Genomic DNA, 14,623 nt, shown 5'->3' with positions numbered 1-14,623 from the left:
GACCCGATGAGCGACGACAAGCTGCGGTACTTCCTCAAGCGGGTGACCGCCGACCTGCACGACACGAAGCGCAAGCTCCAGAGCGTCGAGGCCCGTGACAGCGAGCCCCTCGCCATCGTCTCGATGAGCTGCCGCTTCCCCGGCGGCGTCCGGTCGCCCGAGGACCTGTGGGAGATCGTCGCCGACGGCCGGGACGCCCTCACCGAGTTCCCGGCCGACCGGGGCTGGGACCTGGAGGCCCTCTACGACCCGGACCCGAACAAGCCGGGCAAGAGCTACACGCGCGTCGGCGGGTTCCTCGACGACGCCGGGGCGTTCGACCCGACCCTGTTCGGCATCTCGCCGCGCGAGGCCCTCGCCATGGACCCGCAGCAGCGGCTGCTGCTGGAGACGTCGTGGGAGGCCGTCGAGCGGGCCGGCATCGACCCGCTGTCGCTGCGGGGCAGCTCCACCGGCGTCTTCGTCGGCGTGAGCACCTCCAACTACGGCATGGGCCTGCCGAACGTCCCCGAGGGCGTCGACATGTACCTCGGCACCGGCAACACCACAAGCGTCGCGTCCGGCCGCATCTCGTTCACCCTCGGCCTCAACGGCCCGGCCGTCACCGTCGACACCGCCTGCTCCTCGTCGCTGGTCGCCCTGCACCTCGCCGTGAACGCGCTGCGGCGGGGCGAGTGCGACCTCGCCATCGCCGGTGGCGTCACCGTCATGGCCACCCCGGGCGTCTTCGTCGTCTTCTCCCGGCAGCGCGGCATGTCCGTCGATGGCCGGTGCAAGGCGTTCGCGGAGGGGGCGGACGGCACCGGCTGGGGCGAGGGCGGCGGCGTGCTCGTCGTCGAGCGGCTCGCCGACGCCGAGCGCAACGGCCACCCCGTCCTCGCCGTGATCCGGGGCAGCGCCCTCAACCAGGACGGCGCGTCCAACGGCCTCACCGCCCCCAACGGCCCCTCCCAGCAGCGGGTCATCCGGGCCGCCCTCGCCAACGCCCGGCTCGGCACCGCCGACGTCGACGTGGTGGAGGCGCACGGCACTGGCACCACCCTCGGCGACCCGATCGAGGCGCAGGCGCTCATCGCCACGTACGGGCAGGACCGCCCCGCCGACCGGCCGCTCTGGCTGGGCTCGGTGAAGTCCAACATCGGCCACACGCAGAGCGCCGCCGGGGTCGCCGGCCTGGTCAAGATGGTGATGGCGCTGCGCAACGGCGTCATGCCGGAGACGCTGCACATCGACGAGCCGTCGAAGCACGTCGACTGGACCGCCGGGGCGGTGTCCCTGCTCACCGAGCGTAAGCCGTGGCCCGAGCTGGGCCGCCCCCGGCGCGGCGGCGTCTCCTCGTTCGGCGTCAGCGGCACCAACGCCCACGTGATCCTGGAGGAGTACCGGCCGCAGGCCGTCGCCCCGGACGACGCCGAGGCCGTCGACGCGGAGGCCGCCGAGGCCGTCCACGCGGGGGCTTCCGAGGCGGAGACTGCCGCCGCCGCGCTCGTCGACTCGGACGTGACGGTGTGGCCCGTGTCCGCCCGGTCGAAGGCCGCGCTCGCCGGCCAGGCCGCCCGGCTCGCCGCCCACGTGCGGGAGCACGGCGACCTCGCCCCGGCGGCGGTCGGCTGGTCCCTCGCGACGACCCGGTCCACGTTCGACCACCGCGCCGCCGTCGTCGGCGCGGACGCCGGTGAGCTGCTGGCCGGGCTCGACGCCCTGGCCGTCGGCCAGCCGGCCAGCAACCTGGTCACCGGCACGGTCGTCGGCTCCGGCCCCGGCCCCGTCTTCGTCTTCCCCGGTCAGGGCGCGCAGTCGGCGCGGATGGCCGCCGGCCTGGTCGGCCGTACGCCGGTGTTCGACGCGAAGCTGGCGGAGTGTCAGCGGGCCCTCGCCCCCCACCTCGACGTCGACCTGGTCTCCGTGCTGACCGGCGACGACGAGTCGTGGCTGGAGCGGGTCGAGGTCGTGCAGCCGGTCCTGTGGGCCGTCGGCGTCGCCCTCGCCGCCGTGTGGCGGGCGGCCGGTGTCGTCCCGGACGCGGTGGTCGGCCACTCGCAGGGTGAGATCGGTGCGGCGTGTGTGGCGGGGATCCTGTCCCTCGACGACGCGGCGAAGACGGTCGCGCTGCGGTCGCGGGCCCTGGCCGTGCTGCGGGGCACCGGCACCATGGCGTCGGTGGACCTGTCCGCCGACGCGGTGACTGAGCGGCTCCACGCTTTCCCCGGTGTGGGTGTGGCGGCGGTGAACGGTCCCGCCACGGTGGTGGTGTCGGGTCCGCCGCAGCCGGTCGCGGACCTGGTCGACGCCTGCCAGGCCGACGGGATCCGGGCCCGCCTGATCCCGGTGGACTACGCGTCGCACTCCGCCGCCGTGCAGGAGGTGGCCGAGCGGCTCCGGGCGGACCTGGCCGACGTCGCCCCGCAGCCGGGCCATACCCGCCTGGTCTCGACGCTGACGGGTGACTGGGTCGACCCGGCGTCGATGACGGCGGATTACTGGTATGACAACCTGCGGCAGACGGTGCAGTTCGACGCGGCGGTGCGGGTGGCCGTGGTGGCCGGGCACACGACGTTCGTGGAGATCAGCCCGCATCCGGTGTTGACGATGCCGGTGACGGCGATCCTCGACGACGCCGGGGTCACCGGCCACACGATCGGTAGCCTGCGCCGGGGTGACGACGACCCGACCCGGCTGCTGACCAACCTGGCTACCGCGCACGCGATCGGCCTGCCCGTCGACCTGACGAAGGTCCTCGCCGCAGCCGGCACCGTGCCGCTGCCCACGTACGCGTTCGACCACCAGCGGTTCTGGCTCGACGGCAGCGGCGGCGTCGACCTGGAGACGCTGCTCCAGGGCGCGGCCAACCCCGACGATGCCGGCTTCTGGGCCGCCGTGGAACGCGGCGACCTCACCGCCCTCGCCGAGGCCGTCGCCACCGACGACATCCCCGCCTACGAGGCAGTCGACGCGCTCGGCCCCGCCCTGCCGCTGCTCACCTCCTGGCGGCGCAAGCGCCGCCGGCAGTCCGACATCGACAGCTGGCGCTACCAGGACACCTGGAAGCCGCTGACCGGCATCGCCAACCGGGGCATGAGCGGCACCTGGGTCGTGGTCCTGCCCACCGGCGACATCGTCGAGCCCTGGCAGGACGCCTGCGTCGAGGCCGTCACGGCGGCCGGCGCGACCGTCGTCGCCGTGCCCGTCTCCACCACCGACGCCGACCGCGACCTGCTCGGCAAGCTGCTGCGCGAGGCCCTCGTCGCCGCCGACGGCGGCACCGACGAGCCCGCCGACGTGGCCGGCGTGGTGTCGTTGCTCGCGTTCGACGAGCTGGTCCACCCGCTGCACCCGTCCGTGCCCGGCGGCTTCGCCGCCACCGTCGCGCTGTTCCAGGCCCTCGGCGACGTCGGCCTGCGTGCCCCCATGTGGGCCGTCACCTCCGGCGCCGCCTCCGTCGGCCGCGCCGACCTGCTGCGCTCCCCGGTGCAGGCCCTCGTCTGGGGTTTCGGCCGGGTCGCCGCCCTGGAGCACCCCGAGCGGTGGGGCGGCCTCGTCGACCTGCCCGAGGCCGTCGACGAGCGCTGCGCCGGCCTGCTGGTCGCGGCCCTCACCGCCGCCGGAGACGAGGACCAGCTCGCGGTACGCCCCGGCGGTCTCCTCGCCCGCCGGCTCACCCGTGTTCCGCTGGGCGACAGCCAGCCCGCCAACCCGTGGGAGCCCTACGGCACGGCGCTCGTCACCGGCGGCACCGGCGCACTCGGCGGGCACGCCGCCCGCTGGCTGGCCCGCAGCGGCGTGCAGAACATCGTCGTCGCCAGCCGCCGGGGCATGAACGCGCCCGGCGCGCAGCAGCTCGTCGACGACCTCACCGCGCTGGGCGCGCAGGCCAGCGTGGTCGAGTGCGACGCCGCCGACCGCGACGCCCTCGCCGCGCTGATCGAGTCGATCCCCGCCGAACACCCCCTCACCACCGTCGTGCACGCCTCCGCCGTCCTCGACGACGCGATGATCAACGACATCCGGCTGGACCAGATCGAACGGGTGCTCCAGGCCAAGGTCGACGTCGCGTACCACCTGCACGAGCTGACCCTCGACCTGGACCTGTCCGCGTTCGTCATGTTCTCCTCCTTCGCCGGCAGCGTCGCCAGCTCCGGCGTCGGCAACTACGCGCCCAGCAACGCGTTCCTCGACGCCCTCGCCCAGCACCGGCGGGGCCTCGGCCTGCCCGCCACCTCCATCGCCTGGGGCGCGTGGGCCGGCGGCGGCATGGCCGACGGGCCGCTCGGCGAGCTGCTGCACCGCCACGGCGTACCCGAGATGGCCCCCGACGCGGCCATCGCCGCCCTGCACCAGGCCGTCGACCACGGCGAGGCGTTCCTCACCATCGCCGACATCGCCTGGGAGCGGTTCTCCGTCGCCTTCACCGCCACCCGGCCCGGCCCGCTGATCAGCGACCTGCCGGACGTGCGGCGGCTCCAGGCGACCGAGCGGATCGCCACCGTGGAGACCGGCGACGGCCCCGACACGCTCCAGGAGCGGCTCGCCGGGCTGCCCGCCGCCGACCGGCTCGCCGTCCTGCTCGGCCTCGTCCGCGGCCAGGTCGCCGCCGTGCTCAACTACCCGTCCGCCGAGTCGGTCGACGAGCACCGGGCGTTCCGCGAGCTGGGCTTCGACTCCGTCACCGCCGTCGAGCTGCGCAACCGGCTCGGCTCCGCCACCGGCGTCGCCCTGCCCGTCACCCTCGTCTTCGACTACCCGACGCCGACGACGCTGGCGGAGTACCTCTTCGCCGAGGTCGCCCACGACGACGTGGTCACCCCGACGGTCCTCCTCGACGACCTCGACCGGATCGCCGACAGCCTCGACGTCGTGGCGCGCGACGAGGCGGCCCGGGTGCGGGCCACCGTACGCCTCCAGGCGATGCTCTCCCGTCTCGGCCAGGCCAGCGGCGGCGCCGACATCGGCCGGCACCTCGACGACGCCACCGACGACGAACTGTTCGCGATGGTGGACAAGGACCTCGGCATCTCCTGACCCGCCCCGGCTCACCCCCGTCCCCTGCGAGGAAGCGGCATCCCGATGGCCAATGAAGACAAGCTCCGCGACTACCTCAAGCGGGTCATGGCTGATCTCCACGACACCCGTCGTCGGCTCAGTGAGGCGCAGTCCCAGGAACTGGAGCCGGTCGCGATCGTGGCGATGAGCTGCCGCCTGCCCGGCGGGGTGCGCAACCCCGACGACCTGTGGGAGCTGCTGAGCCAGGGCCGGGACGCCGTCGCCCCGTTCCCCGCCGACCGGGGCTGGGACGTCGAACGGCTCTACCACCCCGACCCCGACCACCCGGGCACCTCGTACGCCCGCGAGGGCGGGTTCCTCGACTCCGCCGGCGACTTCGACTCGGCGTTCTTCGGGATCTCGCCCCGCGAGGCGCTGACCATGGACCCGCAGCAGCGGCTGCTGCTGGAGACGTCCTGGGAGGCCGTCGAGGCCGCCGGCATCGACCCCGCCTCGCTGCGCGGCAGCCGCACCGGGGTGTTCGTCGGCACCAACGGGCAGGACTACGGGACCCTGCTGATGATGTCGCCCGACGGCGATGAGGGCCACTCGATGACCGGTGGCGCGGCGGCCGTCGCGTCCGGCCGGGTGTCGTACACCCTGGGCCTGGAGGGGCCGGCCGTCTCCATCGACACGGCCTGCTCGTCGTCGCTGGTCGCGCTGCACCTCGCCGTGCAGGCGCTGCGGGCGGGGGAGTGCGACCTCGCCCTGGCCGGCGGCGTGACCGTCATGGCCACCCCCGGCCTCTACATCGGGTCCAGCCGGCAACGCGCCCTCTCCCCCGACGGGCGGTGCAAGTCGTTCGCCGCCGCCGCCGACGGCGCCGGTTTCTCCGAGGGCGTCGGCTGGCTGCTGGTCGAGCGGCTGTCGGACGCCCGCCGCAACGGCCACCCCGTCCTCGCCGTGGTACGCGGCTCCGCCGTCAACCAGGACGGCGCGTCCAACGGGCTCACCGCCCCGAACGGGCCCGCCCAGCAGCGGGTGATCAGCCAGGCCCTCGCCAACGCGCGGTTGTCCACGGCGGACGTGGACGTGGTGGAGGCGCACGGCACCGGCACCACGCTCGGCGACCCGATCGAGGCGCAGGCGCTCCTGGCCACGTACGGGCAGGACCGGGGCGACGCCGCGCCGCTGCTGCTCGGCTCGGTGAAGTCCAACATCGGGCACGCCCAGGCGGCGGCCGGCGTGGCCGGCGTGATCAAGATGGTCCTCGCCATGCGGGAGGGTGTCGTCCCGGCGACGCTGCACGTGGATGCCCCGTCGCCGCACATCGACTGGTCGGCGGGTGCGGTGGAGTTGGCCACCGAGGCGACGCCGTGGCCGGGGACGGGTCGTGTCCGGCGGTCGGCGGTGTCGTCGTTCGGGATCTCCGGCACCAACGCCCACGTCATCCTCGAACAGCCCGACGAGCCCGCCGACGCGCCGGCCGGGGTCCGCTCGCCGGGCCTGGTCGACGCCGACGTCACGGTGTGGCCGGTGTCGGCGCGGTCGCGGGCGGCCCTGGCTGGTCAGGCCGAACGGCTGGCCGCCCACGTGCGGGAGCACGGCGACGTGGACCCGACGGCGGTCGGCTGGTCGCTGGCGACGACCCGGTCGACGTTCGACCAGCGGGCGTCGGTCGTCGGGTCGAGCCTGGAGGAGCTGCTGTCCGGACTGGACGCCCTGTCAGCCGGCGTACCGGCGGGCAACGTGGTGTCCGGTGTCGCCTCGGGTCACGGTGTGGGTCCGGTGTTCGTGTTTCCGGGTCAGGGTGCGCAGTCGGCAGGGATGGCGGCCGGTCTGGTGGGTCGCGCTCCGGTGTTCGACGCGCGGCTGGCGGAGTGTCAGCGGGCCCTGGCTCCGTTCCTCGACGTCGACCTTGTCTCCGTGTTGACCGGCGACGACGAGTCGTGGCTGGAGCGGGTCGAGGTGGTGCAGCCGGTCCTGTGGGCCGTCGGCGTCGCCCTCGCGGCGGTGTGGGAGCACGCGGGCGTGTCCCCGCAGGCGGTGGTCGGCCACTCGCAGGGTGAGATCGGTGCCGCCTGCGTCGCGGGGATCCTGTCCCTCGACGACGCGGCGAAGACGGTCGCCCTTCGGTCGCGGGCCTTGGCGGTGTTGCGGGGGACTGGTGCGATGGCGTCGGTTGACCTGTCCGCCGACGCGGTGACCGAACGGCTCGCGCAGTTCCCGGGCGTGGGCGTCGCCGCCGTGAACGGTCCTGCCACGGTGGTCGTCTCGGGTCCGCCGCAGCCCGTCGCGGACCTGGTCGACGCCTGCCAGGCCGACGGGATCCGGGCCCGCCTGATCCCGGTGGACTACGCCTCGCACTCCCCGTCCGTGCAGGACGTCGCCGAACGCCTCCGCGCGGACCTGGCCGACGTCACCCCGCAGCCGGGCCGGGTCCGGCTCGTGTCGACGCTCACCGGCGACTGGGCCGACCCGGCGAGCATGACCGCCGACTACTGGTACGACAACCTGCGGCAGACCGTGCAGTTCGACGCCGCCGTGCGGGTCGCCATCGCCGCCGGGCACACCACGTTCGTGGAGATCAGCCCGCATCCGGTGTTGACGATGCCGGTGACGGCGATCCTCGACGACGCCGGGGTCACCGGCCACACGATCGGTAGCCTGCGGCGGGGTGACGACGACCCGACCCGGCTGCTGACCAACCTGGCCACCGCGCACGCGATCGGCCTGCCCGTCGACCTGACGAAGGTCCTCGCCGCAGCCGGTACCGTGCCGCTGCCCACCTACGCGTTCGACCACCACCGGTACTGGCCCGCCCCGCCGCTGTTCCTCACCCAGGGCGAGGCCGCGCCCGACATCGACCGGTGGCGGTACCGGATCACCTGGCCCGCCCTGCCCGACCTGCCGCTGACCTGGCTCGCCGGGACCTGGCTGGTCCCGTTGCCCGCCGGCACGGCCGACGACCCGCTGGTCGCCGGGGTGCTCGGCGCGCTCGGCAACTTCGGCGCGGACGTCGTACCCGTCGAGGTGGACGCCACCGGCGACGCCGCGACCCTCGCCGACGGGCTGCGCGCCGCGCTGCCGGCGGACGGGCCGGCGGCCGTGCTGTCCCTGCTCGGCCTCGACGGGCGGGCGCACCCCGACCACCCGGCGACCACCCTCGGCGTCACCGGGACGGTCGCGCTGGTGCAGGCGCTCGGGACGCTCGGCGTCGAGGCCCCGCTGTGGTGCGCGACCCGCGGGGCGGTCGCCGTCGTCGCCGACGCCCAGCCGCCGCACCCCACGGCCGCCGCCGTCTGGGGCCTCGGCCGTGCCGTCGCCCTGGAACACCCCGGCCGCTGGGGCGGGCTGATCGACCTGCCCGACAGCCTCGACGCGCACGCCGGCGCCCTGCTCTGCGCGGCGCTCGGCGACACCGGCGGCGAGGACCAGCTCGCCGTCCGCGACTCCGGGGTGTACGCCCGCCGGCTCACTCGGATCACCGACCCCGAGCCGACCACCCCCGGCGACCCGGCCTCTTCCGAGGCGGCTGGCTCCGCCGACCCGGCCCCGCACGCCACCGACGAGTCGGCCGGCGGCGGCTGGCGGATGCGCGGCACCGTGCTGATCACCGGCGGCACCGGTGGTCTCGGCGGGCACCTCGCCCGCTGGGCCGCCCGCCACGGCGCGGCGCACCTGCTGCTGGCCAGCCGGCGCGGCCCCGACGCCCCGGGCGCGGCGGAGCTGGAGGCCGAGCTGACCGACCTCGGCGTACGGGTCACCGTCGCCGCCTGCGACGTCACCGACCGCGCCCAGCTCGCCACCCTCCTCGCCGCCGCACCGGCCGACGCGCCGCTGAGCGCCGTGCTGCACACCGCCGCCGTCCTCGACGACGGCATCGTCGACACGGCCACCCCGCTGCGCCTGCACACCGTCGCCGCGCCCAAGTGCGTCGCCGCCGACCACCTCGACGAGCTGACCCGCGACCTCGACCTCGACGCGTTCGTGCTGTTCTCCTCCGTCGCCGGCACCACCGGCAACGCCGGCCAGGGCGCGTACGGTGCGGCGAACGCCTACCTCGACGCCCTCGCCGAGCGGCGACGCGCGCAGGGCCGGCCCGCCCTGTCCGTGGCGTGGGGGGCGTGGAGTGGGGCCGGCCTGCCCGCCGACAACGAGCGCGCCCAGCAGCGGCTGCGCCGGGGCGGCATGGTCGGCATGGACCCTGACCTCGCCGTCGAGGCCCTCGCCCGCGCGCTGCGCCGGGGCGAGACGACGACGCTGATCGCCGACATCGACTGGGCCCGGTTCGCGCCCGCGTTCACCCTGGTCCGGCCCAGCCCGCTGATCGGCGACCTGCCCGAGGTGGCCGAGGCGGGCAGGGCCGCCGCCGCGCCGGATGCCGAGGAGGAGGCGGACGCGCCGTCGGGCGCGCTCGCCCGCCGGCTCGCCGGGTTGTCCCGGGCCGACCGCGACGAGGCGCTGCTGGAGCTGGTCCGCCAGTGCGCGGCGACCGCGCTGGGCTACGGCTCGGCCGACGACGTGCCGGCCACCCGCCCGTTCCGGGACCTGGGGCTGGACTCGCTGACCGCCGTGGACATGCGCAACTTCCTGGCCACCGCCACCGACCTGCGGCTGCCCGCCACGCTCGCGTTCGACTACCCGAACCCGACGGCGCTCGCCGCGCACCTGGCGGAGCTGCTCACCGGGGTCGACCCCGAGCCGGCGGCCCCCGCGCCGGCCGCCGCGCCCGTGGACGACGAGCCCATCGCGATCGTCGCCATGAGCTGCCGGCTGCCCGGCGGCGCGGACAACCCGGAGCAGCTGTGGCAGCTCCTCGCCGCCGGCGGCGACGCGATCGGCGAGTTCCCCACCGACCGGGGCTGGGACCTCGACCGGCTGTTCGACTCCGACCCGGAGAACGAGGGCACCAGCTACGCCCGGGAGGGCGGCTTCGTCACCGGCGTCGCCGACTTCGACCCCGTCTTCTTCGGCATCAGCCCCCGCGAGGCCCTCGCCATGGACCCGCAGCAGCGGCTGCTGCTGGAGGCGTCCTGGGAGGCCATCGAGCGGGCCGGCATCGACCCGCAGGCCCTGCGGGGCACCCCCACCGGCGTGTTCGTCGGCACCAACTACCAGGACTACCGCAACCTCATGTTCAGCGCCGAGGGCGCCGAGGGGCACCTGATGACCGGCAACGCCGGCAGCGTGCTCTCCGGCCGGGTGTCGTACACCCTCGGGTTGGAGGGGCCCGCCGTGTCGGTCGACACGGCCTGCTCGTCGTCGCTGGTCGCCCTGCACTGGGCCTGCCAGGCGCTGCGCCAGGCGGAGTGCTCGATGGCCCTCGTCGGCGGCGTCACCGTCATGTCCACCCCCGGCGTGTTCGTCGGCTTCAGCCGGCAGCGGGGCCTGGCCCCGGACAGCCGGGTCAAGGCGTTCGCGTCGGCCGCCGACGGCACGAGCTGGGGCGAGGGGCTGGGCGTGCTGCTGGTGGAGCGGCTGTCCAACGCCCGCCGCAACGGCCACCCCGTGCTCGCGGTGATCCGGGGCTCCGCCGTCAACCAGGACGGCGCGTCCAACGGGCTGACCGCCCCGAACGGGCCGTCACAGCAGCGGGTCATCCGGCAGGCCCTGGCCAACGCCGGGCTCACCGCCGCCGACGTGGACGCCGTCGAGGCCCACGGCACCGGCACGAAGCTGGGCGACCCGATCGAGGCGCAGGCGCTGCTCGCCACCTACGGGCGGGAGCGGCCCGCCGACCAGCCGCTGTGGCTCGGCTCGATCAAGTCGAACATCGGCCACACCCAGGCCGCCGCCGGGGTCGCCGGCATCATCAAGATGGTCCTCGCGCTGCGCTACGGGTTCCTGCCGGCGACCCTGCACGTCGACGAGCCCACCGACCAGGTGGACTGGAGCGTCGGCGCGGTCGAGCTGCTCACCGAGGGCCGGCCCTGGCCGGTCACCGGCCACCCGCGCCGGGCCGCCGTCTCCTCCTTCGGCATCAGCGGCACCAACGCGCACACCATCCTGGAGCAGGCCCCCGACGAGCCCGCCCCGGTCACGCCGGCCGGCGACCCGGGCCGGCTGCCGGTGGTGCCGGTGCTGCTGTCGGCGCGTACCCCGGCGGCCCTCGCAGCCCAGGCCGGGCCGTGGGCCGACCAGCTCACCGGGCCGGAGGCCCCGCCGATGGTCGACGTCGGCTGGTCGTCGGCGGTGACCCGGGCCGACCTGGACCACCGGGCCGTCGTCCTGGCCGCCGACCGGATCGCCCTGCGCACCGGGCTGCGCGCCCTCGCCACCGGCGACGACTCGCCGCTGCTGGTCACCGGGGCCGTCGCGCCCCGCCCGAAGGTGGCGTACCTGTTCTCCGGGCAGGGCGCGCAGCGGGCCGGGATGGGCCGCGAGCTGGCCGCGGCGTTCCCCGTCTTCGCCGCCGCCCTCGACGAGGTCTGCGCCGCCTGCGACCCGCACCTGCCCGGGCCGCTGCGGCCGGTGCTGTTCGCCGAGCCCGGCACCGCCGACGCGGCGCTGCTCGACCGCACCGAGTACACCCAGCCCGCGCTGTTCGCCGTCGAGGTGGCGCTGTTCCGGCTCCTCGACGCGTGGGGGCTGCGGCCCGACGTGGTCGCCGGGCACTCGATCGGCGAGTTCGCCGCCGCCCACGCCGCCGGGGTGCTGTCGCTGGCCGACGCCGCCGCGCTGGTCGCCGCCCGGGGCCGGCTCATGCAGGCCCTGCCCGACGGCGGGGCGATGCTCGCCGTCGCCGCGGCCGAGGCCGACGTGCTCGCCTCGCTCGGCGACCGCGCCGACCGGGTCTCCGTCGCCGCCGTCAACGGCCCCGCCGCCGTGGTGCTCTCCGGGGCCGGCGACGCCGTCGAGGAGCTGGCCGCCGAGTGGGCCGCCCGGGGCGTCCGGGTGCGGCGGCTCACCGTCAGCCACGCCTTCCACAGCCCGCTGATGGACCCGGTGCTCGCCGACCTCGCCGCCGTCGCCGGGCGGCTGGCCTGGCGGGCCCCGGCCGTGCCGATGGTCTCCACGGTCACCGGCGCGCCCGTCGGCGCGGACGAGCTGGCCGACCCGGCGTACTGGGCGCGGCACGCCCGCGACGCCGTACGCTTCGCCGACGCCGTCGCGGCCCTGCGCGAGCAGGGCACCACCGCGTACGTCGAGATCGGCCCCGACGGGGTGCTCACCGCGCTCGCCCAGGCCGTCCTCGCCGAGGGCGCCCCGGCCGGCGGGCGGGCCCCGCTGGTCGCGCCGACCCTGCGCCGGGACCGCCCCGAGCCGGCCGCCCTGCTGCGGGCCGTCGCCGCCCTCCACGCCCACGGCGTCAGCCCCGACTGGCCCGCCCTGTACGCCGGCACCGGCGCGCAGCGCGTCGACCTGCCCACGTACGTGTTCGACCGGCAGCGGTACTGGCCGGAGCCGCCGCCGTGGGCCACCGCCGCCCCCGACTCCGGCGACGGCGCGGCCGACGACACCGAGGTCGAGCGCCGGTTCTGGGCGGCCGTCGACGCCGAGGACCTCGACTCCCTGGCCCGCGAGCTGGACGTCGACCGCGACCAGCCGTTCGGCGCGGTGCTGCCCGCCCTGTCGGCGTGGCGGCGGCGCGGCCGGGAACGGTCCCTCGTGGACGCCGCCCGCTACCGGGCGGTGTGGGAGCCCCTCGCCGCCACCCCGGAGCCGCAGGAGCCCGGCCACTGGCTGGTGCTGCTGCCCGCCGACCGGGTCGACGACCCCGTCCTGGACTCGTGCACCTGGACCCTCGGCACCGACGTGACCACCGTCGGCGTCGACCTCGCCGCCGACCCCGACGAGCTGGGCGGGCAGCTCGCCGACGTGCTCGGCGAGGCCCTCGACGCCGCCGCCGGGACCCTGTCGGTGCTGTCCTTCCTCGGCCTGGACGACGCCCCGCACGCCGAGCACCCGGCGCTGCCGCGCGGCCTCGCCGCGACCGTCCAGCTGCTCCAGGAGCTCGCCGACCGCGACGCGGCGGCCCGGCTGTGGTGCGTCACCCAGGGCGCGGTCGGCACCGGCGCCGGCGACGCGCCGGCCAACCCCCGGCAGGCGACGCTGTGGGGGCTGGGCCGGGTGGCGGCGCTGGAGCAGCCGGCCCGCTGGGCGGGCCTGGTCGACCTGCCGGCCACGATCGACAGCTGGGCCGCGATGCGGCTCGGCAACGTGCTCACCGGCGGCGTCGCCGAGGACCAGCTCGCCGTCCGCGAGTCCGAGGTGCTGGTCCGCCGCCTCGTCCCGGCCGGCACCGCCGGGGAACCGGAGCCGTGGCAGCCCCGGGGCACCGTGCTGATCACCGGCGGCACCGGCGCGCTCGGCGGGCACGTGGCCCGCTGGGTGGCCGCCGCCGGCGCGCAGCGGGTGGTGCTGACCAGCCGGCGCGGCACCGACACCCCCGGCGCGACGGAGCTGCTGGCCGAGCTGACCGCCCTCGGCGTCGACTGCCGGGTCGCCCGGTGCGACGCCGCCGACCGGGCCGGCATGACCGACCTGATCGCCGACCTGCGCCGCGACGGGCCGCCGCTGCGCGCCGTGGTGCACGCCGCCGGGGTCAGCGAGGTGGTGCCGCTGACCGACACGACGCTGGAGGACCTCGCCTACGTCATCGCCCCGAAGCTGGTCGGCGCGGAGCTGCTCGACGAGCTGCTCGACGGCGTCGAGCTGGACGCGTTCGTGCTGTTCTCGTCGATCGCGGCGGTGTGGGGCAGCGGCGGGCAGGGCGCGTACGCCGCCGGCAACGCCCACCTCGACGCGCTCGCCGAGGCCCGCCGGGGCCGGGGCCTGCCCGCCACGTCCGTGGCGTGGGGGCCGTGGACCGAGTCGGGCATGTTCTCCGACGGCGCGCCGGAGCAGCTGCGCCGCCGCGGCCTGCGGGTCATGCCGCCGGGCGTGGCGCTGGCCGGGCTGCGGCACGCCCTCGCCGCCGGGGACACCTGCGTCACCGTCGCCGACGTCGACTGGGCCACCTTCCACCCGCTGTTCACGGCGCTGCGGCCCAGCCCGCTGCTGGCCGGCCTGCCGGCCGTGCACGCGCTGACCGCCGCCCCGGCCGCCGCGCCGGACCCGGCCGCGCCCGGCCGGGACCTGCTCGCCGGGCTGCGGTCGCTGCCCGGCCAGGAGCGGCGGGCCGCGCTGCTGGAGATGGTGCGGGTCGACGCGGCGAAGGTCCTCGGCCACTCCTCCGCCGACGCGATCGAGACCGACCGGGGCTTCCTCGACCTCGGCTTCGACTCGCTGACCGCCGTGGAGCTGCGCAACCTGCTCACCGCCGCGACCGGGCACGACCTGCCCACCACTGTCGTGTTCGACTACCCGACCCCGGCCGGGCTCGCCGACCACCTGCACGAGGAGCTGTTCGGCGGCGTGGCCGGCCCGGACGTCGGCCCCGGTGCGGGCGGCCCGGCGGTGGGCGGCCCCGGCGACGAGGAGCAGGTGCGGCGGGTCCTCGCCGCGATCCCGCTCGACCAGCTCCGCCAGGCCGGCCTGCTCGACCAGCTCCTCCAGCTCGCGCACACCGTCACCGGCCCGGCCACGCCGGCCGCCCCGGCCGCCCCGGAGGCGGAGATCCGCGAGCTCGACCTCGCCGGCCTGGTCCGGATGGCCCTGGAAGGCACCGACTCGTGACCCGGCCCGCCCCAAGGAGCCC

2 protein-coding genes are annotated in these 14,623 nt (G+C 76.3%); both read left to right on the top strand.

The features are described 5' to 3' along the window. Positions 1-6: 6 nt before the first annotated feature. Positions 7-5,019 (top strand): type I polyketide synthase, encoded by a 5,013-nt coding sequence (locus HDA31_RS19360; protein ID WP_178064099.1) that lies wholly within the window; start codon positions 7-9, stop codon positions 5,017-5,019. Positions 5,020-5,043: 24 nt separating this feature from the next. After that, positions 5,044-14,601 (top strand): type I polyketide synthase, encoded by a 9,558-nt coding sequence (locus HDA31_RS19355; protein WP_439822724.1) that lies wholly within the window; start codon positions 5,044-5,046, stop codon positions 14,599-14,601. The last annotated feature ends 22 nt before the right edge of the window (positions 14,602-14,623 follow it).

The organism is Micromonospora carbonacea (assembly GCF_014205165.1).
Taxonomy (GTDB): domain Bacteria; phylum Actinomycetota; class Actinomycetes; order Mycobacteriales; family Micromonosporaceae; genus Micromonospora; species Micromonospora carbonacea.
Note: the sequence above shows the minus strand (reverse complement) of the source record. Positions and strands in the feature narration are given on the sequence as shown.

What these genes read in the sequence shown, in the direction of transcription:
- HDA31_RS19360 (WP_178064099.1), top strand. Translation starts at nt 7, where the DNA reads ATGAGCGACGACAAGCTGCGGTACTTCCTCAAGCGGGTGACCGCCGAC.